The organism is Psychrobacter sp. 16-MNA-CIBAN-0192 (assembly GCF_040309565.1).
GTDB lineage: Bacteria > Pseudomonadota > Gammaproteobacteria > Pseudomonadales > Moraxellaceae > Psychrobacter.
Genome location: NZ_JBEOOX010000003.1, coordinates 200032 through 224645, shown reverse-complemented (window position 1 = coordinate 224645; position 24614 = coordinate 200032). Strand labels below are relative to the sequence as shown.

Sequence of the window (24614 nt, the reverse complement as noted above, 5' to 3'; positions counted from 1 at the left end):
TGGCTATTCGTCACAATGCTGTCTATGTTATTGCAAGGTTTTGTGACTCGTTATCGTCCATGATGAATCATTATTTACCACCATTATTAATGCTATTAGGTTATCAATTATGAATGTATCGCCTGCACAATCTATCAATGTACCTATCAATGTATCCATGCCGCCAACCCCTTATTACCTACTTGATGAAGCGTTAATCGTTGATAATATGCAGATTATCGCGCGCTTGTGTGAGTTGTCCGGTGCCAAGGCGTTACTTGCGCTCAAGTGTTTTGCGACGTGGGGTGTCTTTGATGCAATGGCGCCTTATTTGCATGGAACGACGTCCTCTTCGCTTAATGAGGTTAGATTAGGCTTCGAGACTTTTGGTAATAATGATAATGCAGCGGATAATTCAGAAAAGAAAGAAACGCATGCTTATAGCGTGGCGTATAGCGCTGATGAGATACCAGAAGTATTGAAGTATGCCGATAAAATTATTTTTAACTCGTTCTCTCAGCTGAGTGCTTTTAAAGACCAAGCTCATGCGAAAAATATTCCGGTCGGCTTACGTCTTAATCCAAAAACCAGTAATTCTTCCTTTATTATTGCCGATCCTGCACGTCCGTTTAGTCGCTTAGGCGAGCATGACAAAGCGCGTATTGCTGCGGTATTGAGTGATATTACAGGGGTGATGATTCATAACAACTGTGAAAATGATAGCTTTGAAGCGTTTAGTGAAAGTTTGGCTGATATCGAAGCGCGCTTTGGTGATATTTTACAGCAGCTAGAGTGGGTCAGCTTAGGCGGTGGTATCCATTTTATCGCGCCTGATTATCCGCTAGAAAAATTAGCCGAACGCCTAAAAGCTTTTAGTGAAAAATATGGTGTACAAGTCTATCTTGAACCGGGTGAAGCCAGCATTCATGGCGCTGGCACGTTGGTCACTACCGTATTAGACACCATGCATAATGCAAAAAATCTAGCCGTAGTTGACTCGTCTATTGAAGCGCATATGCTCGATTTACTGATTTATCGTGAGTCCGCACCTATAGTCGCTATCAATGGTCAGCCTGTCATTATTGCACCCTTGGATACCGCATTAAATAAAGATGTGGCAGATAGTGAGAGTGAGGCATTAGCTAAAAACTCATCAGCAGATAACACCATTATTTATGGTCGCTCTTGTCTAGCAGGTGACATCTTTGGTGAATATAGCTTGCCAAGTACCTTAAAAGTGGGCGATACGGTCACTTTTGGCAATGCAGCTGGTTATACCATGGTCAAAAAGAACTGGTTTAATGGCGTTAATATGCCCGCAATTGTTATTCGTCGCCTTGATGGAACGGTTGATATTCAGCGTGAGTTTAATTATCAAGAATATAAAGCGAGCTTGTCGTAAGCCGTCCGCTGCTTTAGCCCTGATTAACAATATTAATAAGCGCGATTAACAGTGTGCTTATTTGGCATAATTATATCGCATGGTCATTTTATGATTAATTATTGCCGAAAGAGGGCTAAATATTGTTATAATTGGCATGGGCAAAACCAATCATTATCAATAGTTTTGTCCATTGGGTGCGTGGGTTTTCCTCGGTCTTCCTTTTTAATTCACGCATATCATTCACTCGTTTCTGTTTTGCATCGTCATTATTAATGGCACTGACAGGGACACAAAGGAGGATTGTTGCCTTGACATCCACTCAACATACCAAACAAGCTAAAAAAAATGTACTTATCATTGGTGCAGGCGGCGTGGCACAAGTTGTGGCGCATAAATGTGCCATGCATAATGATGTGCTTGGCGAGCTTCATATCGCTTCACGCACCTTGGATAAATGTGATGCGATCGCCGAAAGCGTTGTCGAAAAAGGTAGCTTTAAGCAGCCTGCAACCTTACACACGCATGAGCTTGATGCGCTAGATATCCCTGCAGTGATTGCCTTAATTAAAGAAACGGGCATTCAAATTGTTATTAATGTGGGCTCGCCTTTCTTAAATATGAGCGTGTTAGAAGCATGTATCGAAACAGGCGTGGCGTATATTGATACCGCGATTCATGAAGATCCACGCAAGATTTGTGAGACACCGCCATGGTACAACAACTATGAGTGGCAGCGTAAACAGCGTTGTGCTGATAATAATATCACTGCCATTCTAGGTGCAGGTTTTGATCCTGGAATGGTTAATGCGTATGCCAGACTTGGCTATGACATGATGGATAAGGGCTCAGTGACTGATATTGATATTATTGATATTAATGCTGGTAGCCATGGTAAATACTTCGCGACCAACTTCGACCCTGAGATTAACTTCCGTGAATTTACCGGTACGGTTTATTCTTGGCAAGACAGTAAGTGGCAATCGAATAAAATGTTTGAAGTCAAACGTACTGATGACTTGCCGGTAGTTGGCGTGCAAAACAGCTACTTAAGTGGTCATGATGAGATTCATTCGTTATCTGCCAATTTAGATGTGCCAAATATCCGTTTTTGGATGGGCTTTGGCGAGCATTACATCAATGTCTTTACTGTATTACAAAGCTTAGGTCTGTTGTCTGAGCAACCAGTAGTGACTGCTGAAGGCTTAGAAGTTATTCCGCTAAAAGTCGTGAAAGCAGTGCTTCCTGACCCAAGCTCATTAGCACCAAACTATACGGGCAAAACCTGTATTGGCGATGTAGTAAAAGGTAAAAAAGACGGCGTTGATAGCGAGGTATTTATTTATAATATCTCTGACCATAAAGAAGCTTATGAAGCCATGGGCAGCCAAGGTATTTCTTATACCGCAGGTGTACCACCGGTTGCTGCTGCTATGCTTATCGCTACGGGCGAGTGGGATGCAGGCAAAATGGTCAACGTTGAAGAACTTGATGCCAAACCATTCATCAATTTGCTGAATAAAATTGGTTTACCAACGCGTATTAAAGATGCCGATGGTGATAGAGCGCTTGAATTTGACATTTAGAGCCTAGCATTTTTATAAGTTAATCAATTTTGTGATAGACAAGCACCCTATTGAGTGATGACTCGATAGGGTGCTTTTTTAAGTATCAGCCTTTTTTAAACAAGGTCTGCTATTAAAGTTTAATGGGGAAAGTTATGTCATCTAAAGAACAGTCATTACTTATTAACAAATATAAAGTATTCAATTTGATTGAAGATGTCAGCGCCTTAAAAGTATTGCTGATTTTGGAATCGCCGCATATCAATGAGTATATTCATCAACATCCGGCAGCAGGGGAGTCAGCGCTCGAGTTGACCCAATTTTTAAAATCTCAAGGATATTTGCACGATTTTAACAATCAACTACCTATAGGCTGCAATATTAAAACGCAACATTATACGGCGCTTGGTATCTTGAACTGCTCTACGCTACCGATGAATGCCGCTTTTTATCCGTGCGCGTTGCCTATTGCTGACTTGTCTCAGGTACAACATTTGGTCAATATTAAGAACAGTCTTGCAGCGCAGAATTTGCCTTCTGATGCTAACAATTCCGCATATAGAGCATTGGCAGATAGTGTTGAGTTCGCCGATTTTGCGCAATGTTTAACGCACGTACTCGATGCTGCCACGCCTAACCTTATTATTGTACCTTGTGGCGATACGGCGACTGGTTTTATGACTGCTTTTGCCGCTCATTACTCTGAGGCTTTAAGGGTTTTGGACAGTTTACCGCATCCTACCGAGCCTGACTGGGCAGAAAAAATATGTAGCATCACTAGTAGTGGTTATTTAAATCGTGCGATTCCACAGCACTTGCTACCTTAAGCTATTTATTGAAAGTCTATTAAATAAAAACTCATATTATAAATGACAAGTGATAAGAAAAAATAATGGCGAGCACTGAGAAAAGAGTGACGGGTAACAATAAAGTCACCATAAATACGATTAGAGAATGGCTCATTCACACCACCCAGCTGTTTGCGCGATTTGCCATTATATTGGCTGGTTTGGGCGTTGCATTATTTGTGAGTGTCATAGCGCATCTTCCTGTTTATGTATCTTATGCCATTGTGCTGCTGGTTGCTGCTGTTTTATTCATCATGATTATTATGATATCGATCGAAAATATCGTCTATAAAACGCTTAAAAAAAGTATTTGGGGTCAAATTGTCCTTTATTTATTGGTGGCGTTTATCAGCGCTCAGTCCTACTTATGGTCAATAGGAGAAATTAATAGAATATTCCTAGTTGACCCGAGCAATTTAGCGTTGACCTCGACAGCACTGACCGCTATTCAGTTTTTTAAATATGCAATTATGGCGTTATTAAGCAGTTATTTTATCGCGATTGGCTTGTACTTCTTTTATCAATTTTCGGAAAATGTGGCGATGCCATCTGTGGCTCAATATGAAGCGCGGACATTCAGAAAAAAGATAGGATCGGGTGCGTTTTTTGTGTTGACGGTTACTATTTGCTTATTAGTAGCGGGACACTTATCAAAATATAGCGATGGTATAGTGCAGGATTTTGCGGTAAAAATCGACTTTTATGGTCACTATACATGTACAGGCGCGGATTTCAATAATATCGAAGGGGTGCTGTTTTTATCTGCCAGTGATATCTTGGTGGCAAAAAAAATAGAGTCTGAATGGATATTCAAAAAGGTTCGCTGTGAGCCTGAGCACTGATACCAAGTATTTATCTTATGGATTTATATTAGGTATTGAATTTAAAAATCAGCTTTTGAAGCTAAATAAGTGGTGGTATACGTTAATTATACTGGCCTAAAAGTCTTTAATGTTACAATTTGTACATATCAATGTTAAATCTACGCTATAAACACGCGTTCACTCATTAATTAATATTCGATGCAAGGAATGCATTTATGCCCAATAAACCAACCGATGACAATCCAATCCCAAACAATGAGGCTCATAATAACCAAGCTGATTTACAAAACTCATCATCTCAAAAAACGCAAACTCCATTTGAGCGTAGTCAGTTTGGTGGCTCACAGCGCCAACCCAAAAATCATCTTGATGATGATGTGCCTATCTCCAAAAGTGACCTAAAAAAAGCAGCGCAAGAGTTATCCAAAAACAGCACGGCTCATATTAACTGGAGTGTGCTCATCATCTCATCATTGGTGATTGTGGCGTTTTCCATTTGGGCAATTGTCATGCCAGATAATGCGCATATGACGATGGGTCATATTGTTGACTGGATTGCAACGAATCTTGGTTGGTATTACGTGATTACCATGACTTTGATTATTGGCTTTGTGGTATGGGTCGCATTTTCAAAAGAAGGTGATATTCGCTTGGGTCCGGATGACTCGCGCCCGCAATATAAGCTGGGAACGTGGGTGGCAATGCTATTTGCGGCAGGGGTCGGGATTGATTTGTTGTTCTTCTCGGTCACAGGTCCGGTTGTGCAGTATCTCACGCCGCCAACGGGTGAAGGTGCCAATTCTGCCGCGCTACAAGATGCGGTTGTATGGACGATGTTCCATTATGGTATTGCTGGTTGGGCGGTGTATGCGCTGCTTGGCATGGCAATGGGCTATTTTGCCTATCGCTGGGATATGCCATTGTCCATTCGTGCGGCACTTTATCCGCTGCTCGGTAAACGCGTCAGCGGTCCAGTGGGTCATGGCATCAGTATTTTGGCATTGGTTGGCACCGTGTTTGGTGTGGCGACGACCATGGGAATCGGGGTGGTACTACTGAACGTCGGCTTCTCTAAATTGTTTGGTTTTGAAGAAGGCATTACGCTACAGATTGCCTTGGTCGTTGGTGCGGTTATGCTGACCATTGCTGCCACCACTTCAGGCGTTGACCGCGGAATTCGCTGGATATCTGAGCTGAACCTGTGGAGTGCGGTGGCGATGATGGCGTATATTCTCATCGCTGGACAAACGGCATTTTTATTAAATGCGTTAGTTGAAAACTTAGGACAGTTCTTCGTTACTTTACCAGCGCGTATGTTTAAAACCTTTGCTTATGTGCCTGGTAGCAGTGAATGGATGGGCGGTTGGACGCTGTTCTTTTGGGCGTTTTGGCTGGCGTGGGGACCCTTTGTTGGGGTATTTCTGGCGCGTATTTCTCGCGGGCGGACATTACGTGAATTTGTGATTGCTGCGATTACGGTTCCGGTCTTATGTGATTTCATTATCGTGTCTTTCTTTGGTAATTCAGCACTTTATGAAGTCTTACAAGGGAATACCGCTTTTGCTGAGCTTGCGGTACAAAGCCCTGAGCGCGGTTGGTATGCGTTATTAGAAACATTCCCTGGGGCGACTTTCTTAATTGCCTTAGCGACTTTCTCAGGATTACTGTTTTATATTACTAGTGCGAACTCTGGCGCGATGGTCATGTCGAATTTTTCAGCCTCCATTCCTGATCCTTCAAAAGATGGACCAAAATGGCTACGTATCTTTTGGGCAGTATTAACGGCAGTATTGACCATTTCGATGTTGCTGGCAGGTGGCGTCATTACCATGGAATACGCGACGCTTATCTTTGCCTTACCGGTGACGATTATTGCTTATTTAGTGATGTTCTCTTTTTATAAAGCGTTACGCATTGAGCGCGCTGAGCGTGAGGGTAAAGTGCTGCGCCGTCCGTCTATCGCGCCAAGTGGCGGTCATATACCGGAGCGTTCATGGACACAGCGGTTGGGGCGTATGCTTACTTATCCGTCCAAGCGCGAGTCCGTACGTTTCCTTGAGCGTATCGTGCGACCAGCGCTTGATGATGTTGCCAATGAGTTCCGCCGTCAAGGCTATGATGTCGAGCGTATCAATGCGGATCATGATAGCAATGCGGCGACTATCGACTTAAATGGCATGCCAGCGCCAACAGGACCATTATTACGCTTGTCGACCAGTGCGACGGATGATTTTTATTATCAGGTATCAATGGTTGAAACCCCGGCACCGACCTTTAGCGGTAAAATGGCTACGGATACCGATGTGTATTATCGTCTAGAAGTGACCACGCAAACGGGTTCAGGCGGTTATGATTTGACTGGATTAACCAAGCAGCAAGTCATTGACGATGTGCTTGAGCAGTATGAAGCTTATTTAACGTTTTTGACGACGCCTATGGAGATAGATGAAGAGTTAGGTCAAGTGATGCCGATAGTGGATAAGAATTGATAATAGGAATTGGTAGATGGTAGGAATGAATCTTACTATCTGCTCTTATTTGATTATCTGAAGGTAGCGGCTGTATTGTTTAATTTATAAGTCACCACACTTAACAGTAATGAACTTAAAGCAAATATAGAGATTTAAATGAATATAAAGAAAATATATTGTAACAGCTGTAAAAGTGAAACTAATCACGATGTTAAGTCTTCTCATGACAAGTCATATTATGAAGGGTATGAGAGTAATGGTCAGAGCTTTCCTGCCTACTATGAGGAAACAGAGTATTATTTTTTAGTTTGCCGAGGCTGTGATACAGCGACATTAGAAGAAAAAAGTACTTACTCAGGTATGTATGACTATAATGGTGATACTCTTTACTCTTATAACTATTATCCAAAAAGGGCAAACTTAGGAGTAGTTGAAGCAAAGAAATTTCATCATGTAGATAAAAAACTAAATGATATATATAAGGAGATAGTAACTTCATTTCAGCAAGGGTTAATCGTTGTTACAGCTATGGGTGTTAGAGCTCTTTTGGAAGGGATTTGTGTCCTAGAAGGAATAGATGATAAAACAGCATGGGGTCTTGATAAAAAGCTTGATAAGTTAACAGAAGTATCAAGCATTCCTAATGCTATAGTTGAAGGATTAAAAAGGATAAAGTTCATAGGTGATGATGCCGCTCATCGCCTTAATACACCTGAAAAAAGTATTCTTGTTTTATCTATCAATCTACTAGAATCTCTTATGACTCATATGTATGAAGCAAAATTTGATCTTGATCATAAGGCTAGTTTGCTTAAAAAAACTCATGACAGTTCAGAATAATAATTATTTGAGTGAAACATCTAGATTTTCAATTATTATTTCAAATTACAGGCTTTTGCCTCACATTACTCAAATAAATAAAATATAACGCGCCAGCGAGTAGAGCGATAGCCGCCATGCGCTTTTCATCGAGTCGCAGTTGTGTATTGCCAAACCAGCCAAAATGGTCAACCAATAGCCCCATCATGATTTGTCCAGCGATGACCGCCACAATGGTTGCCGCCGTACCAATACGCGGTACGCCAATCACGATAACCACCATAGAAAACGTACCAAACAGCGCGCCTGATAACTGCCAAATCGGTACACTAAACATCGTCGCTGCCTGTGGTGGCTCAAAGAAAACCACTAGCACCCATAAAATAACTGCCGCGACCACATTGGCAAGCCATGCAGTCGTTACCACATCAGTACGGACGCTAAGCGTACCATTGATGGAAGACTGCGCGGCGATCGCCATACCGCCCATCAATAACAAAGGGAAAGCAAAGGTTAATAGCATGGGATTTTCCTTAACATCGTATTTTTACTTATCGTTATTTAATAAATCAGCCAAAGAGCAATCATAATTAGCACCAATGCCAACACTCGATAGATATCAATAGCGCGGCGCTCACTTCCTAAAATCCCAAAATGGTCAATGGCAAGACTGGCGGTAATTTGTCCACATAAAATACCGACCATCGTTGTACCTACGCCTACTAATGGCGTTGTAATAGTGAGCACAATGGTATAAATAAAACCGACCAGACCACCTGTTAATAGCCAGCGTGGCTGCTTGGGTAAGGTGACTAAATAGTTGCGTTTTCCTGCAAATTTCAGCCCGACCATTGCCACACTAAATACCAACACACCAATCAGGAATATAGATAAAGATGCTGATAAGCGCCCAATGTTCTCGCCTAATGGTCCTAAAAATGCTGCTTCCAATGCCAGCGCCATGCCGCCCAAGACGACGAATAACAACATTAAAATTTGCTTCATGGCTTCCCTTTTTTTTGTGCCAAACGTTACTTTAATCATTACTTTAACCCTGCTGATAATGACAGCGCCCACATTGTAGGGCGATGTTGAGCGCTAAGCAACTGGATGGCTTGATACAGTGATATTATTTAATAGATAGTCATTATATTTTAATAATAATTAATCAGTGGAATGCTACCAAAATGTCAAGGGATGGATATCACTTTGCCGTGATTTAAATTAGACTTGATGGCGAATTGTGGCTACAGCTATTACTAGAATAACCAGCTGAACGAGCTGGCTACTTTATGGACATACCATTTATTTTTAGCGTGAATTTTCAAGGAAGAATAATGCACATTCCAACGCAGTTTAAGCAAGAAAACGATACGGAGCTTTTAGAATTGATGCGCGAGTATCCTTTTGCCACGCTTATGACGCATTCCACATCAGGCATGGAGGCAAATCATCTGCCGATATCTCTGTCATGGCAAGAAGATAAGCTATACTTGCACGCGCACATTGCTAAAATAAATAGCCTTTGGCAATCTGGAGCTGAGTCCTCGGAAGTGCTAGTCGTTTTTAACGGTCCTAATTGTTATATCTCGCCAAATCATTACCCAACCAAACAGCAAACGGGTAAAGCCGTTCCCACGTGGAATTATGTTGCCGTGCATGTCAAAGGTAGAATCTCATTTATTCATGATGCTGCATGGATATATCGGGCGCTAGAAAATCTGACCGCTGAGCATGAGTCAGGATTGGATAATCCATGGGCAATGTCTGATGCGCCCGCGCCTTATATTGACAAAATGTTACCTGCCATTGTCGGTATTGAGATAGCGGTGACCTCTATTACGGGACAATGGAAGTTAAGTCAAAACCAACCAACGATAAACCAGCTAGGCGTTATTCAAGGATTGTCTGCTAGTGACAAGCAAAATGATAAAACTGTAGCGGCTATGGTTCAAGCGCAGTTGCAAGCGTAAGCAGGTTTTTTGGTAAGAGATATCAATGATTTAAGAAATAAGTTAAACCATATATTTTGTTTTATTTCTTATAATAGGAACTTTTTTAATGCTAAAACCAGTCATCCAAGAAGAAGCCACTGGCTGCGGTATCGCCTCCGTTGCTAATATTTTAGGTAAGAGCTATCAGCAAATGAAAGCAGTTGCTAATTCGATGGGTATTTATGCCGATGATAAATCGCTGTGGTCAGATACGGAATACGTCAGAAAACTACTAATAAACGCGGGCGTTAGCATATCGCCAAAGGAAACGCCTTTTAACTCTTGGGGTAAACTGCCTGACACCGCTTTATTAGCGATTAAACCTCATTGTATAGATGGCATAAACTATTGGCATTGGGTCGTCTTTAAGCGTATCAATGGTCAGCCTGTTGTATTAGATTCAGCCAGCTATTTGCCTAGCAATATACGCACGGATTTTGAGGCAATGCAACCAAAGTGGTTTATTGCAGTGAAAAGTATATAATTCTATTTAAAATAAATAAGACAGACGTAAAGCCACTTTTAGCTTTTATATGACCGTAAAATTATCTAGGGAGTTTACCTTGTCAACTGAACTGACAGCGATTACCGAGTATTTTCTCGAGCTTGATGCCTTAAAGCTTGTTAACCGTCGTACTTATATCGACGGTGGCGCGCGCCTTGAAAATTCGGCAGAACACTCATGGCATTTAGCGATGGCGTGCTGGACGATATCGAGAAGTTTTAAGCTTGACGTCTCTGAAGAAAAGCTCTTAAAAATGGCGCTCATTCATGACTTAGGCGAAATTGACGCCGGTGACACCTTTTTATATGCCAGCGATAGAAGTAGCGCCCATAGTGCTGAGCGAGACGGGGTGAAACGCTTGGAAAGTCATAAAGGTAATGCGGTGACTGAGCTATCCGAATTATGGGAAGAGCAAGAAACAGGCACGAGCATAGAGACTAAATTGCTTAAAGTTGTCGATAGAATGTTGCCTTTTTTACACAATATATCAAGCAAAGGTAAAACGTGGCGCGAGCAAGGTATTAAGAAATCGCAAGTATTAAATGCGCATGCCTTTATTGCCAATGATTTTCCTGATATTCATGCGTGGATGCTTGATAATATTGAAGTGGCAGTACAAAAGGGTTGGCTACAGGATGCTTAACGCTATTAATGTTAATCTGACAGGGCTGTAGCGAATACCGACCATAGAATAGCGTATAGTTTAGGATTCAATATTGATACGTCTTTATAAGGGAATATTATGAATGCTTTAGAGCTTAAAATACCTCCTCCATTGCAAGTCATCATTACTGCGACTGCGATGTATGGCGTATCTAAAACGCTGCCAATGTTGCAATTTTCTGTTACTGGCTCAAAGTGGTTAAGTGCGAGTCTTGGACTTACTGGGTTAAGCGTCGTCGCTATGGGCGTCACTCAATTTAAAAAAGCCCAAACGACCGTTAATCCGCAAACGCCTGAGAATGCTACTCATTTAGTGACCAGTGGCATTTACCAACATACCCGTAATCCGATGTATGTAGGGCTGGTTCTTATCTTATTGGCATGGGCGTTATACTTATCTCATATTTTAACGTTAGTTTTGCTTGCTGTTTTTATTAGCTATATCACCCGTTTTCAAATTCTACCTGAAGAAAGGGTTATGACCCAAAAGTTTGGTGATAAGTATCGAGCTTATCTTGCACGAGTTAGACGCTGGGTTTGAAGACTAATATCTGAGAACTACTATAAATAACCAGTCGATACTAACTATTTATATACTTCTATCTTTATAAATTATTAGAAATGAGAAAATAATATGCAGCTCGAAATAAATGTTGTTGACGCGTTTACAGATACTGTTTTTAAAGGAAATTCGGCAGCAGTTATCATAACCGATAATTGGCTAAGCGATGAATTAATGCAGTCGATAGCAATGGAAAACAATTTATCCGAGACGGCTTTTTTAGTAGCGGATGAGTCAAGCAATGATGAATCAATCAATAAAGACACCTATCATATTCGTTGGTTTTCACCGCTGACTGAGATTGATTTTTGTGGTCATGCAACATTAGCATCTGCTTTTGTTTTATTTAGCAAGAATCCGGATTTGGCAGTGATTAAGTTTGTTGCAAAGGCGGTGGGCGTATTAACCATTGTACAAACGGACAATGGCAAAATACGAATGGACTTTCCCAATAAAAAGCCTGAAAAAGTTGGTGTTATTCCTGAGAATTTGTCAGCTGGCTTATCAATTACTCCAGTTGAAGTGTATCGCAACTCGCAAGCTTATTTTGTGATTTATCCGTCTGAAGCTGATGTACTGTCCATCGTGCGTGATAATGAAAAACTAAAGCAACTTGCGCCTTTAGATGTTGTGGTTACCTGTCAATCTGAATCCGAAAATTATGATTTTATCTCCAGATATTTTTGGCCAGCAAATGGTGGTGATGAAGATCCAGTAACGGGGTCAGCACATACTGGACTTGCGCCACTGTGGGCAGAGCGTTTGCATAAAAATGAATTGCGAGCATATCAGGCATCACGTAGAGGCGGGGTGCTCGACTGTGTGGTTGCCGGTGATAGGGTATTCATTTCGGGTCATGCCGTGCAATATTTAACAGGGTTTATCACAGTTTAGGAGTGGATAACTTTGCCTGAATTTTCTGAATTGAGGACGGTAGGTCTTTTTGCAGTTACGGCACTGGCAGAGATAGCCGGTTGCTATCTACCGTATCTTTGGTTGCGAGAAGGCAAGTCAATTTGGCTGCTGATACCGGGTGCTTTGAGTTTAATGGCTTTTGTATGGCTATTATCTTTGCATCCGACGGCTACGGGCAGGGTATATGCCGCTTACGGCGGCGTATATATTTTTATGGCAATTATGTGGCTATGGACAGTGGATGGTATTCGCCCATCGACTTGGGATATCGTAGGCTCAGTCGTGGCACTTTGTGGTATGGCAATTATTATGTTTGCGCCGCGTAGTAGTTAATAGTGATTATGAACATTGTTCCTCAATATTTAACCATTTAAAATTTATTAAGTTGAAGCAACGTAAAAAATGCCAATCAAATCATTGGATTCGATTGGCATATTCATTTTTTAAACGTATTTAATAGTCATACGATGACGATTAATGCTTACCTAAGATACTGCCACTGTCGTCTTTCTTCGCTTGTTTAGCTGCTTTTTTCTCTTTTGCCGTTAATAGCGGTTTCTTTTTGACATTTTTTTTACTATCTTGACTTTTTGCCATGAGACTGTCCTTTTTAATGCGAGACTGCTAGCTTATAAAATGAATCTCGTAAAATGAGTATAGCGCTAAGGCGAACCAATAGATAGCGACTCCATGACTGGTATACAAATAGACGACGGCGTTGATACGTGCTTACTTACGGATAGCGCCTGATTTGCTATAATAGCGTATAAGCTTGGCGTCACGCTGGGCAAACTGTCATGTAGCACCTATGCAGAATGTGGATGCTCACTGTTTTGGTTAAATTATTATTATGCGTATTCGTAAACTTTTTAAATTTGAAAATGCTCATATCGTCCGCAATTGTAGCTCTGAGCGCTGCAAACATTCTATTCATGGTCACAGCTATCAAATTGAATTGATCCTTGAAGCTCAGCGCTTAGACCATGGGCAGATGGTCTATGATTTTGGCTTATTGAAGTCTTCGATTAAAGACATCATTGATAGCTTTGATCATGCCATTTGCTTTTGGAATCAAGATGACCCTGAATATATCGCGGCCTGTAAGAAGTTTAGTGCGCGCTGGATAAGCTTACCAGTATCGCCATCAGCTGAGCAATTCTCGCGTGTCATATTCTTTTGGGCACAAGAAATTCTCAAGCAAACCCAAATGCAAAATGGTGAGTCGGATGTGAGCGTCTATTCGGTCATTGCCCACGAAACCGCAACAGGCTATGCACAATGCTTTGCCCAAGACGTATCTAATGAGCAAATGGGCAAACTTGAGCTTGCAGCGTTTGCATTTAGTGAGCAAGTTAGTAGCGAGTGGCATGATTCAGAGCTTTATGCCAAGCTGATTCGTGGTGAGCGATTTGTCAATCCAACTGTGACAATGCAAGTCAATCCGCAAGTAGAGCCGCAGGTGCAGCCTGATGCTTAAAATTGATGAAGCTGCTCATCCTCATAAAAAGTTGCAGACAGTAATCTTGCATTCAGAAGCGGATACGCAGCGTCTTGCTGAGCAATTGGCGGCGTTACCGTTATCAGGCAGCATATGGCTAGCAGGGGATTTGGGAGCGGGTAAAACCACATTAACGCGTTATTGGTTGCACGCATTGGGTCATTCTGGTGCAGTGAAAAGCCCGACGTATACCTTGGTTGAGCCGTATCAGATTCAACAAAAAGACGGCACGGTCAAGCCAGTTTATCATGCAGATTTATATCGTTTGCAAGACCCTGAAGAATTGTCATTTATTGGTTTTGATGAATATCTTGATGAGCCAAATGCGCTGGTTATTATCGAATGGGCAAGCCGTGCGGACAGCTATTTACCGCCACCCACTTTATTTATTGATATCACCCAAGCTGAGAATAATAGTCGTCACGTTGAGTTAAGACTTTCTAAAGTTGGGCAAGCGCAAGGGTTAGATTTATCTGCAATAAAAATATGATGCCTATGTTAGCCAAGTCATTAACATCTATATGCTCTAAAAATATATCCTCTAAAAAATATGACTGCCACTATGACGGATAATATTACTATTACGCGAATCAAAAAACTATCACCGCTGCTCATCAATCAATTGGCAGCTGGTGAGGTCGTCACGCGTCCGGCAGCTGTGGTCAAAGAGCTGCTTGAGAATGCCATTGATGCTGGCGCGACTCATATTGAGGTACGTATTACCCAAGGCGGTATGGGTATGATTGAGGTCGTAGATAATGGTTCGGGCATTCATCCTGATGATATGGTCATGGCAATTACCCGTCATGCAACCAGCAAAGTCGCTGATATTGCTACCCTGCAAGGGATTAATACCTTAGGGTTTCGCGGTGAGGCGTTATCCGCAATGGCGGCAGTGTCTCGCTTGACACTTATTAGTAGTCATAATGATAGTGGGGTTGGACGACAACTACAGGTGGCAGGTGTCCTAGCGGATACGCCAAAACTGACACCAGTTGTCCATAATCGCGGCACAACCGTTACCGTTAAAGATTTATACTTTAATTTACCGGCGCGGCGTGGCAATCTAAAGTCCATTGGTACTGAATTTGCTCACATTGAAACCATCGTTCGCGAGGTGGCATTAGCGCGCGCAGATGTCACGCTTAGCCTATTGCACGATCATAAAAAACGCTTATTGTTGTCAGCAAGTTCGGTTGAAAGCAACCATAGCCGTTTACCATTATCGCGGCTTGAGCAAGCATTGGGGATAGCATTAACGACCAACGCCATGCCTATCACCGTTGATTTGTCCAGTTTGCTACAGTCGGATGCTCAATCGATAGAAACATCGGCAAGGATTAGTGGTTGGTTATGGGTAAGCCATCAATCGCAGGCGCAAACCACATTGCCAAAGCTACTTTACGTCAATGGACGGCTTATTAAAGAAGCAGTTATTAGCAACCAATTACGACAGTTAGCAGCCAATGCGCAACTCGATGGTATTGGCTATGCGCTGTATTTTGATCTGCCAACCGAATGGCTTAATGTCAATGTGCATCCGACCAAGCAGCGTATAAAAATTAGCCCGCTAAATAATATTATGGCGCATTTGGGTCATGCAATTGGATTTAAGCTTAAAGGCTTGCAGCGCAATATAAGTGCTACAAATAGCAAAGTAGTTAATGATGGCGTTAGTAATATAGATGATATTACCGATATAAAGGTTGCAAAAACCTCAATTACCTTAGATTCCAATCGACGGGTAAATAAAGAAGTTTTATATCAAAGTAGGGATAGAGGGAGTTTAGCTCAACATGAACGCCCGCGCCAGCATGTAGCCTCGGCACAAGCCTCATATCAACGTTCACCAGTAACAGACTTACCTAATAGTATTTTTAAAAGTGAATCCAAAAACAATACTACATTGGTAGCATCGTCTTTTACTAACAATAATATAGCGCTACCGCATTGCTTGGATGTTCTAGATAGCTTACCCAACTGTTTAGATAAAAGCATTTCTCTAAGTACAAATGATGAACTCTTAGAGCAGGCACTATTGTTTTATAGCCAGAGCCAATTCTTAATCATTACAGCTCAAGATTGGCAAAATATTTGGCAAACAGTAGTAGAAGATAAGCTAACATTTACTAATGAGCTGGATTTGCCTGATTTAACAGAACAACAGTTATTGATGAAAGATGAAAAATTAATCAACGCTCAAGCTATTAATCAACAAATAAATAATTATGCCAGTCAGTTATCAGCTCAGCATTTAGATGAGTTTGTAGCCTCGTTCGAGTACTCTTTAAAAAAATATGCCTGTGCTAGTATCAATACCGAGCAGTTACTCAGCATTATGTTATCCTCTGCATGGCAATAAATGCTTATCCCTAATGAGCAAATAGCCCTTTATTGCTTTACGCTACCACATTTATATAAGGCAAATATATGCAATCGCCCTCTAATAACTTATCTCATGGCTTGTATAATAAATTAGCAGATAATAGTGTGGTATGTCTGATGGCGCCAACTGCAAGTGGTAAGACGGCATTGGCGTATGAGCTTTATGACACTGGGCGCTACGAGCTGATATCGGTAGACTCTGCCCTGATATATCGTGACATGAATATAGGAACGGCAAAGCCAACTGCAGCTGAGCTGGCACGTTATCCCCATCATTTGGTAGATATTATTGATCCCGTGCAGAGCTATAGCGTGGCTGAATTTGTCACAGATATAGCTCGTCTTATTGATAATTGCCATAACAATGGCAAGATACCGTTGCTGGTTGGTGGAACGATGATGTATTACATGGCGCTATTGGATGGATTGTCACCGGTACCTGATAGCGACGATAATATACGTCAGCAAGTAGATGCGTGGCGACAAAGTGACGGTATTCAGACATTACATGAGTATCTTGGCAAGGTTGACCCACTTACCCAACAGCGGTTAAAACCAACCGATACCCAGCGCATTACTCGAGCCGTTGAGGTCTATTTGCAGACACAGACGCCTATTAGTGAATGGCAGCGTGAGCCAAAATCTGCCTTATCGCATAATAAAAACCAGCAGTGGCATGCTATTACTATGATGCCCGATCGCGCATGGTTACATCAGCGTATCGCTCAGCGCTTAGATATCATGTGGCATGAGGGTCTGGTTGCTGAAGTAATTGGCTTACTTAAGCGTTACCCTTTGACCCCAAATTTGCCATCCATGCGCTGCGTGGGTTATCGTCAGGTATTGGAGTATTTAGTACAAATTAGTCATCCAGTATTTGAGCAGCCACATTTAGACAAGGCTCAATTTTATACCTCATTTGCTCCGATTGAAGCACAGACTCAAGCTCAAATTACTCAAGGCATCAATGATTTAGCAAGTAGCATACAACCAAAGCCCAACAGTACACCCGAGGCGCTTGCTTGTTATCATATGCAAAATAAGGCATTATATGCCACAAGACAGTTAGCAAAGCGCCAGTACACTTGGCTACGTAAACTGAACCAGCTGCCTTATGATCAATCGAGAGTCTTTCCATCAGATGAATCAGTGCATAAATGGCATCATAATACGATGTTTTCTACTACCATATTACGATCCTGTACCACGATGGAACAAGCAGCCGATTATTTGCGCTAATTATTAACCTTTATCTATTAGTAATTAGTTATATGCCTAATAATATTTATAATAAGACCCAAGTATATAATGGCATAAAAATTACTACATTGCTTAAAGTTACAATGCATAACCATATGCCATATATAACAGAACGAATGACAACAGGTTTCCAAGCATAATATAACTGTTATAATGTTCATATATTAAGACGTAGAGTATTAATATTTTCTAAAATAAAGATTAAACGGTAAAGATATTAGATAGAATAGCTTAAGCAGTGATAGTGCTGATTTAGATACGTTTCATTAATAACAATTACTATTGTATCTGACTATAATTATTATAATTACACCAGTGCTACTACTATAAATATGTACACCATTTAGGAGAGATTTCATGTCAAAAGGGCAAACCTTACAAGATCCGTTCTTGAACTCGCTGCGTAAAGATCGCATTCCTGTCTCTATTTTTTTAGTCAATGGTATCAAGCTACAAGGTCAAATTGAATCGTTTGATCAGTATGTTGTCCTACTTAAAAATACAGTTAGCCAAATGGTTTATAAACATGCTATCTCAACCGTAGTACCAGCGCGTAATCCACGAGCTAGCGGAACGACCCCTGTTACTGGTCAAGTGCAAGGTTCAACATCAGGATATCAAGGTAGCACGGGTAGTGGATTTGAGCGTAGTAGTCCTGAGCGGAGCGTCAGTAATGAGCGCAGCACTGCTCCAAGTACTGGCGGCTATGAAGATCGCGGCTTTGCAGCAGGGCGCAGTAGCTTTAACCGTGGTGGCTTTGGTCAAGATCGCGGTTTTGAGCGTGGTGGCTTTGGTCAAGATCGCGGTTTTGAGCGTGGTGGCTTTGGTCAAGATCGCGGTTTTGAGACTCCAGCAGATAACGCAGGTTTTGATAATACGCCAACTGATGATGATAACAATGGCTAGATAATAGGTTATGACAGCGTATAAAGAGATGGATTGTTATCTCTTATTGAGCTTATAAAAAGACCTACTCTTTAGTAGGTCTTTTTAGATTGTGCCATTGAAGTTTATTGTTGTTTCAATATCTTAAATATAACATTTGTAAATGAGTCCCCTCATGAGTGATCTAACGCGCAGCTTAACCCATGAACAGTTTATTCTGACTGCCATTGAAGCCATTGCCACTGAAAAGTCTGCACTGTCGCTACTTATAGAACAGATAGACGATCGGTTTGCTCAAGCTTGTGATACTATTTTGGGATGCCAAGGTCGAGTGGTGGTCACTGGAATGGGGAAATCTGGACTGATTGGACGCAAAATAGCCGCGACCTTTGCATCTACAGGAACGCCGTCTTTTTTTATGCATCCGGGTGAGGCAGGGCATGGCGATTTAGGGATGGTGGTCAAAGGCGACGTGTTGATTGCGATTTCTAACTCTGGTGAGTCTGATGAAATCAGAACATTATTGCCAGTGGTCAAACGTTTAGGTATTCCGCTCATTAGCATCAGCCGTGATAAACGCGGTATGTTGCCTCATGCCGCTGACATTGCATTAACTTTGGGTCATTCTCAAGAAGCATGTCCATTAAATCTTGCACCAACTTCAAGTACGACGGCTACTTTAGCTTTAGGTGATGCCCTTGCCGTGGCTTTGGTGCATGCGCGCAATTTCACCTCAGAGGATTTTGCATTGTCGCATCCAGCCGGTGCGCTTGGTCGCCAACTACTTACGCGGGTTGAGGATTTAATGCATACGCGCTCAGAGAATCTGCCCGTGGTTGATGCGCAATCACCCCTTCGTAAAGCATTATTTACTATGACTAACGGTCGTCTCGGAATGACCGTAGTGACAGATGAGGCGCAGCAAGTGGTCGGTGTCTTTACCGATGGCGACTTACGACGTAGTTTGGAGAAAGGGATTGACCTTGATACACCTATGGCTAAGATAATGACCACCAATCCTCGTCATGTTAGCAAAACCATGCGCGCCTCAGATGCCCTCAGTGTGATGAATGAAAATGCTATCGGTCAGCTATTGGTGATGGATGAGCACGCCCGTTTAGAAGCGATTATTACGGTTCATGATTTGCTAAACGCTGGAGTTAAATAAGCAGTAAGCAATATAATCTTTTTGTTTGCCAAGCCGATTATATTTTAAGCAGGGCGCATTTTTATACTGTAGTATCATGAATCAAAAGCATCATTAATAAAAATTGCGATTGATAAACCGTGTCGTGAACTAAAATATCATATATAAGAGACCACTCATGCAGGATTTAATTAAAAAAGCCGGTCAAGTTAAGTTGCTCGTTATGGATGTGGATGGTATTTTATCCAATGGGCAGATTATTTATGACGCTAATGGTATCGAGACCAAAGCCTTTTCAGTACAAGATGGCGTGGGTGTAAAGTCATTGGCGCGTTATGGTATTTTGACCGCCATTATTACTGGTCGCAGCAGTGAGATGGTGAATAAGCGCGCTGCCGAGATGGGTGTCAATTATGTGATTCAAGGACGCGATGACAAGCTAATTGCATTGACTGAATTATTGGCAAGCCTTGATAAGTCGCTTAACATTAGCGTTGCTGATTGTGCTTATATGGGTGATGATTTGCCTGATATTAAAGCCATGCAGACGGTTGGCTTTGCTGCGACCGTTCCTAATGCGCATACAGAAGTGATCAATCGTAGTGATATGGTCACCACGCGGGCAGGCGGCTATGGTGCGGTGCGGGAAGTTTGTGATCTCATTTTAAAGGGGCACGGGCATTATGCTGATTTCATCGCTCATTACACCTTACCTCACCTTCCTTCAGACAGTGCTCAGGATACTTTATCGTGAATACCCGTGTTTTAATCGTTTTAGCATTGATTATTGCTGTTATCGCCGGATGGTTCTTTCAGCAACAAGGCGAAATCGCGCCTCCTATTAAGATAGCGCCGTCTGAAGTGGACTATGAAGCGACGGATATTAAGGCAGTACAAACCAATGAGCAGGGTAAGACAGAATATGAAGTCAATGCAGAGTCATTAACCCATAACCCGGTCACTAATCAAGATGAGATGTCTGGCATTACCATGAATTGGGAGCCGTCCGATGAGCAGCGCTATCGTATTCAAGCAGGTACCGCAGCCATTAATCAGCAGACAGGTGAGCTGCGTTTATCAGGCGGTTTTACTTTAAGTAGTGAGGATAAAAAGGCAGCAACGGGTGTTGAGCCTATTACAGTGACCGGTCAAAGTCTTAAAGGCAATACAAAATCTCGGCAGGTATATAGTGATGAGCCGGTTACAGTGGAACAAGGGATGAACCGCTTTCAAGCGTCCAGCATGAAGGCAAATCTTGAAACTGGTGAATATGAGTTTGGACAAGTTGCGGTTAGTTTTACGCCAGCCGCTCGAAAAGATAAAGCTCTTTTTTAAAGCGCTGCCATTTTGTCGCATTGCCCTTTATACTTAGCTTATCATTTGCTTAAATTACATTTGTATTTGATATTCATGACTTAGTTTGTATTATTGACCCCATATATCTAGTCTAGCTTTGCCTGAGCGCATTATTTATCCCTTATAACAAGAGTAATTATTTATGAAATTCGACTTTTTGCCGTTTGTGCGCTCAATATCGCGCCGCCTTCAAGTCCCTCGTTATGCGCGTTCAGTATCAACGGTGATGTTGTTGGCGCTGCCCTTATATAGTCATGCGTTGCCATCAGATGCCAATCAGCCGATTAAACTTTTGGCAGATAAGGCGACCTATAGTGAACGCACAGGGGTGACCAGTTATTCAGGTAGCGTGATTATTACCCAAGGCTCGCTAAAGATGACCGCTGATAATATTACTGTGAATTTGTCGCAGGGACGTAGCATCAATTCTGCAGTGGCAACCGGTCGACCAGCAACGATGCAACAGATTGTGACCCAAGAAAAAGGTCTGGCAAAAGGGCAGGCAAATACGATTGATTATAATGCAGTCACAGGTATTGTAACGTTGACTGGTAATGCCAGACTCGTGCAAAATGGGGCAAGCTTTGCTGGTAATGTTATCCGTTACAGTCTAAAAGAGGGAGATGTTGAAGCCACAGCAGGTAGCAATCAGCGCGTTGAATTGGTGTTCCCGCCTAATAATAGTGCCAGCCAGCGTGGTATCCGCTAAGCCATTTGACCAAGTAAGATGAGTGTCATTTAAATTTCGTAATAGCAAGAGTATGGTATGAGTGATAATAATTTCAACAATACCAGTAATAACGGTAATAATGTTAGTGAACATGTTAACGATATTAACAACATCCGCGAGCAGCAGATACAAGCGCCTCTGCATGAGTCAGCCCATGTCGCTTTTGCAAAAAATCCTGTTACTGATTCAAGTTTGAACCCAGCCGTCCCCACATTAGTGATGCAGAACTTGGGCAAGCGTTATGGTAAGCGCTGGGTGGTAAAAGATGTGTCTTTCTCCGTGGAACAAGGGCAAGTCGTTGGGCTATTGGGTCCTAATGGGGCAGGCAAGACCACCAGTTTTTATATGGTGGTGGGGCTGGTTAATATGGACAAAGGGCGCGTGACTTTAGGCAAAATGGATTTGTCTAAATATGCCATGCATGAGCGTGCGCGTGCAGGTATCGGCTATTTGCCACAAGAAGCGTCTATTTTTCGAAAACTGTCTATTGAAGACAATATTCTAGCGATTTTGCAAACGCGTAAAGAGCTGTCAGCAGCCGAACAACGCCAAGAGCTTGAAAAACTGATTGGTGAGTTCCATTTAGAGCATGTACGTCAATCACTTGGCATGAGTGTGTCAGGCGGTGAGCGCAGGCGCTGTGAGATTGCTCGTGCTTTGGCTGCTAATCCTAAATTTATCTTGTTGGATGAGCCATTTGCGGGTGTCGATCCGATTTCTGTCGGTGATATTAAAGATGTTATTTTAAATCTAAAAAATCGTGGTATTGGTGTGTTAATCACTGATCATAATGTCCGTGACACCTTAGCCATTTGCGAAAAAGCATATATCGTGTCCGAAGGTGCGATTATTGCTGAAGGTTCGCCACAAGATATTTTAGATAATGAGCTGGTAAAAAGCGTTTATTTAGGTAAGGACTTTCAGGTATAACATTTTACTTTCTATTAATCCTTTATTTTTCCATATACAAGTAGCGTTTATCGAGATGACGCTACTTGTCTACGTTCATTGCTTAGTGTATCTAATTACATTGCCAAACGACTTCCAAAAATAACGTCATGCTAACTGAGCTTATAAGCTAACGTTAATCTTTATCGCATATCGTCTTACCATTAATATAATCTTTAATTAATCCATTACCTTGGTTATATCTTATTCATTGCAGTGTCTATAGCAGAGACAGACGCATCTAAAAGATTCGCTATATTTCAATGCTTTAATTTAAGATTCAACTGCACGTATCCTCTATTAATAATAAATACTCTTACTTGCTAATTTAAATAAGGCTTATATTTTATGGCAAAAAATAAAAGTAGCTATGTCTGCCAGCATTGCGGTGCGCATTTTGGGCAGTGGGCAGGACAATGCACCGATTGTGGCGAGTGGAACAGCTTGGTTGAAGCGCCCAATGTTAGTATGCCACATCATAATAAAAGTGTAGCGAAACCTCATAGCAGTCGTGCCTCTCCGCGTAGCCCTACTAGCAGTGGTGCAAAAACAGGTAACTATGCCGGAACCCATAGTGCGGTTATGCCACTAAATGCTGTGAGTGTGACGCTAGATACGCGTATGCCGACTGGGATTAGCGAGTTTGATCGCGTATTGGGCGGTGGTTTGGTCGCAGGTTCCGTGGTACTCATTGGCGGCGACCCTGGCATTGGCAAATCAACTATTCTGTTACAAACCGCAACCAATATGGCGCGTGCTGACTCATTAGCAGGCAGTGCCCTTTATGTGACAGGTGAGGAGTCCTTGGCACAAGTTGCTATGCGGGCTAAGCGTTTGGATTTGCCGGCAGATCGCTTGCGCGTCTTGGCTGAAACCAACGTTGAAACTATCTGTGCTGCATTAACGCAAGAGCAGCCTGCCATTGCTATTATTGACTCGATTCAGACCATTTATACCGATGCGATTAATTCTGCGCCCGGAGGTGTGAGTCAAATTCGTGAGTCTGCGGCTATTTTAACCCGCTATGCCAAGCAAACAGGTACCGCGCTATTCTTAGTCGGTCATGTGACCAAAGAAGGTACGCTGGCAGGACCTCGAGTACTTGAACACATGGTTGATACGGTGTTGTATTTTGAAGGGCAATCGGATTCGCGCTTTCGCATGATTCGTGCGGTTAAAAATCGCTTTGGTGCGGTTAACGAGCTGGGTATCTTTGGCATGACGGATATGGGATTAAAAGAAGTTGCGAATCCTTCAGCTATTTTTCTAAGTCGCTATGATAAGCCTGTTGCTGGGTCAGTGGTGATGGTCAGCCGTGAAGGAACACGCCCGTTATTGGTTGAAGTTCAAGCATTGGTCGATGATTCGCAAGGACAGCCAAGACGTATGGCGCTTGGACTTGATTTTCAGCGCTTATCAATGTTACTTGCAGTTATGCACCGTCACGGCGGTATTCATACCAGTGGTCAAGATGTGTACGTCAACGTTGTGGGTGGCGTTAAAGTCATCGAGACCGGATCAGACTTGGCGGTACTGCTGGCTTGTGCGTCTAGTATCAAAGAGCGGGCGTTACCTTCATCGTTAGCGGTATTTGGTGAAGTGGGCTTATCAGGGGAAATTCGTCCAGTGCCTAATGGTCAAGAGCGCTTAAAAGAAGCCATGAAGCACGGTTTTACTCACGCTATTGTACCAAAGTCCAATGCACCAAGCGCCAATAGTGCCCAGTTTGCAGGTATTACCATTATCGCAGTAGAGCGATTAGATGATGCCATTCAAAGAGCTTTTGAGTTGTAATCAGCATTTATAACAGTTGCAATAAAAAAGTGCCTTACTAAATAATAGTAAGGCACTTTTTTTATATAATAAGATGAAGCAAAAA

The 24614-nt window shown here is 42.2% G+C and carries 26 protein-coding genes; 23 read left to right on the top strand and 3 right to left on the bottom strand.

Annotated elements, in window-relative coordinates:
- Positions 1 to 109 precede the first annotated feature (109 nt).
- The 6 genes from AAEY78_RS04385 (at position 110) to AAEY78_RS04360 (ending at position 7908) form a co-directional block, all read left to right on the top strand.
- Positions 110 to 1381 carry a carboxynorspermidine decarboxylase gene (locus AAEY78_RS04385; protein WP_352337624.1) on the top strand — a complete coding sequence of 424 codons (1272 nt, stop codon included), beginning with the start codon at positions 110 to 112 and terminating at the stop codon, positions 1379 to 1381.
- Positions 1382 to 1671: 290 nt separating this feature from the next.
- Complete coding sequence (locus AAEY78_RS04380) at positions 1672 to 2946, top strand: saccharopine dehydrogenase family protein (protein ID WP_352337622.1); 1275 nt, start codon at positions 1672 to 1674, stop codon at positions 2944 to 2946.
- Between the two features lie 134 nt (positions 2947 to 3080).
- Entirely contained in the window at positions 3081 to 3752 is a 672-nt protein-coding gene (locus tag AAEY78_RS04375; protein ID WP_352337621.1) for a hypothetical protein, read from the top strand.
- Between the two features lie 65 nt (positions 3753 to 3817).
- Positions 3818 to 4615, top strand: a complete 798-nt coding sequence (locus AAEY78_RS04370) for a hypothetical protein (protein WP_352337619.1) — start codon at positions 3818 to 3820, stop codon at positions 4613 to 4615.
- 197 nt (positions 4616 to 4812) lie between these two features.
- Complete coding sequence (gene betT / locus AAEY78_RS04365) at positions 4813 to 7086, top strand: choline BCCT transporter BetT (RefSeq protein WP_352337618.1); 2274 nt, start codon at positions 4813 to 4815, stop codon at positions 7084 to 7086.
- Between the two features lie 138 nt (positions 7087 to 7224).
- Positions 7225 to 7908 carry a DUF4145 domain-containing protein gene (locus AAEY78_RS04360; RefSeq protein ID WP_352337617.1) on the top strand — a complete coding sequence of 228 codons (684 nt, stop codon included), beginning with the start codon at positions 7225 to 7227 and terminating at the stop codon, positions 7906 to 7908.
- Between the two features lie 40 nt (positions 7909 to 7948).
- On the opposite strand, the gene AAEY78_RS04355 is transcribed toward AAEY78_RS04360, so the two are convergent.
- Positions 7949 to 8410: a DMT family transporter gene (locus tag AAEY78_RS04355; RefSeq protein WP_352337615.1), complete on the bottom strand. Its 462-nt coding sequence runs from the start codon at positions 8408 to 8410 to the stop codon at positions 7949 to 7951.
- Between the two features lie 38 nt (positions 8411 to 8448).
- The gene (locus AAEY78_RS04350) at positions 8449 to 8892 is read right to left on the bottom strand and encodes a DMT family transporter (protein ID WP_352337613.1); all 444 of its coding nucleotides are present in this window, start codon (positions 8890 to 8892) and stop codon (positions 8449 to 8451) included.
- Between the two features lie 332 nt (positions 8893 to 9224).
- On the opposite strand from AAEY78_RS04350, the gene AAEY78_RS04345 reads away from it, so the two are divergent.
- From AAEY78_RS04345 to AAEY78_RS04320, 6 genes are all read left to right on the top strand, one after another.
- Entirely contained in the window at positions 9225 to 9860 is a 636-nt protein-coding gene (locus tag AAEY78_RS04345) for an FMN-binding negative transcriptional regulator (RefSeq protein WP_352337612.1), read from the top strand.
- A gap of 88 nt (positions 9861 to 9948) precedes the next feature.
- Positions 9949 to 10365 carry a hypothetical protein gene (locus AAEY78_RS04340; RefSeq protein ID WP_352337610.1) on the top strand — a complete coding sequence of 139 codons (417 nt, stop codon included), beginning with the start codon at positions 9949 to 9951 and terminating at the stop codon, positions 10363 to 10365.
- A 79-nt stretch (positions 10366 to 10444) separates the two neighbouring features.
- A complete protein-coding gene (locus AAEY78_RS04335; RefSeq protein ID WP_352337608.1) occupies positions 10445 to 11029 on the top strand; it encodes an HD domain-containing protein in 585 nt (194 codons plus the stop codon).
- 99 nt (positions 11030 to 11128) lie between these two features.
- Positions 11129 to 11590 (top strand): methyltransferase family protein, encoded by a 462-nt coding sequence (locus AAEY78_RS04330; RefSeq protein ID WP_352337606.1) that lies wholly within the window; start codon positions 11129 to 11131, stop codon positions 11588 to 11590.
- A gap of 93 nt (positions 11591 to 11683) precedes the next feature.
- Entirely contained in the window at positions 11684 to 12505 is an 822-nt protein-coding gene (locus tag AAEY78_RS04325) for a PhzF family phenazine biosynthesis protein (protein WP_352337605.1), read from the top strand.
- A 12-nt stretch (positions 12506 to 12517) separates the two neighbouring features.
- On the top strand, positions 12518 to 12859 hold the full coding sequence (locus AAEY78_RS04320) for a YnfA family protein (protein ID WP_352337603.1): 342 nt from the start codon (positions 12518 to 12520) through the stop codon (positions 12857 to 12859).
- A gap of 141 nt (positions 12860 to 13000) precedes the next feature.
- Here AAEY78_RS04320 and AAEY78_RS04315 read toward each other — a convergent pair whose 3' ends face one another.
- Positions 13001 to 13123, bottom strand: coding sequence for a hypothetical protein (locus AAEY78_RS04315; protein ID WP_259365089.1), 123 nt, complete (start codon positions 13121 to 13123; stop codon positions 13001 to 13003).
- 253 nt (positions 13124 to 13376) lie between these two features.
- On the opposite strand from AAEY78_RS04315, the gene AAEY78_RS04310 reads away from it, so the two are divergent.
- The 11 genes from AAEY78_RS04310 to radA all read left to right on the top strand — a co-directional run bounded on the left by AAEY78_RS04310 (position 13377) and on the right by radA (position 24529).
- Positions 13377 to 14003 (top strand): 6-pyruvoyl trahydropterin synthase family protein, encoded by a 627-nt coding sequence (locus AAEY78_RS04310; RefSeq protein WP_352337601.1) that lies wholly within the window; start codon positions 13377 to 13379, stop codon positions 14001 to 14003.
- Positions 13996 to 14514 carry a tRNA (adenosine(37)-N6)-threonylcarbamoyltransferase complex ATPase subunit type 1 TsaE gene (gene tsaE / locus AAEY78_RS04305; RefSeq protein WP_352337600.1) on the top strand — a complete coding sequence of 173 codons (519 nt, stop codon included), beginning with the start codon at positions 13996 to 13998 and terminating at the stop codon, positions 14512 to 14514. The genes AAEY78_RS04310 and tsaE overlap by 8 nt, the downstream gene beginning before the upstream one ends.
- Before the next feature lie 72 nt (positions 14515 to 14586).
- Positions 14587 to 16386 carry a DNA mismatch repair endonuclease MutL gene (gene mutL / locus AAEY78_RS04300; protein ID WP_352337598.1) on the top strand — a complete coding sequence of 600 codons (1800 nt, stop codon included), beginning with the start codon at positions 14587 to 14589 and terminating at the stop codon, positions 16384 to 16386.
- Positions 16387 to 16454: 68 nt separating this feature from the next.
- The gene (gene miaA, locus AAEY78_RS04295) at positions 16455 to 17648 is read left to right on the top strand and encodes a tRNA (adenosine(37)-N6)-dimethylallyltransferase MiaA (protein WP_352337596.1); all 1194 of its coding nucleotides are present in this window, start codon (positions 16455 to 16457) and stop codon (positions 17646 to 17648) included.
- 378 nt (positions 17649 to 18026) lie between these two features.
- Positions 18027 to 18575: an RNA chaperone Hfq gene (gene hfq / locus AAEY78_RS04290; protein WP_352337594.1), complete on the top strand. Its 549-nt coding sequence runs from the start codon at positions 18027 to 18029 to the stop codon at positions 18573 to 18575.
- Positions 18576 to 18729: 154 nt separating this feature from the next.
- On the top strand, positions 18730 to 19722 hold the full coding sequence (locus AAEY78_RS04285; RefSeq protein ID WP_352337592.1) for a KpsF/GutQ family sugar-phosphate isomerase: 993 nt from the start codon (positions 18730 to 18732) through the stop codon (positions 19720 to 19722).
- Between the two features lie 157 nt (positions 19723 to 19879).
- Positions 19880 to 20455: a KdsC family phosphatase gene (locus AAEY78_RS04280; RefSeq protein WP_352337590.1), complete on the top strand. Its 576-nt coding sequence runs from the start codon at positions 19880 to 19882 to the stop codon at positions 20453 to 20455.
- Positions 20452 to 21036, top strand: a complete 585-nt coding sequence (lptC, locus tag AAEY78_RS04275) for an LPS export ABC transporter periplasmic protein LptC (RefSeq protein WP_352337588.1) — start codon at positions 20452 to 20454, stop codon at positions 21034 to 21036. The genes AAEY78_RS04280 and lptC overlap by 4 nt, the downstream gene beginning before the upstream one ends.
- Before the next feature lie 163 nt (positions 21037 to 21199).
- On the top strand, positions 21200 to 21766 hold the full coding sequence (lptA, locus tag AAEY78_RS04270; protein WP_502943652.1) for a lipopolysaccharide transport periplasmic protein LptA: 567 nt from the start codon (positions 21200 to 21202) through the stop codon (positions 21764 to 21766).
- Between the two features lie 240 nt (positions 21767 to 22006).
- On the top strand, positions 22007 to 22717 hold the full coding sequence (gene lptB, locus AAEY78_RS04265; protein ID WP_352337725.1) for an LPS export ABC transporter ATP-binding protein: 711 nt from the start codon (positions 22007 to 22009) through the stop codon (positions 22715 to 22717).
- Between the two features lie 366 nt (positions 22718 to 23083).
- Positions 23084 to 24529, top strand: coding sequence for a DNA repair protein RadA (radA, locus tag AAEY78_RS04260; protein WP_352337587.1), 1446 nt, complete (start codon positions 23084 to 23086; stop codon positions 24527 to 24529).
- The last annotated feature ends 85 nt before the right edge of the window (positions 24530 to 24614 follow it).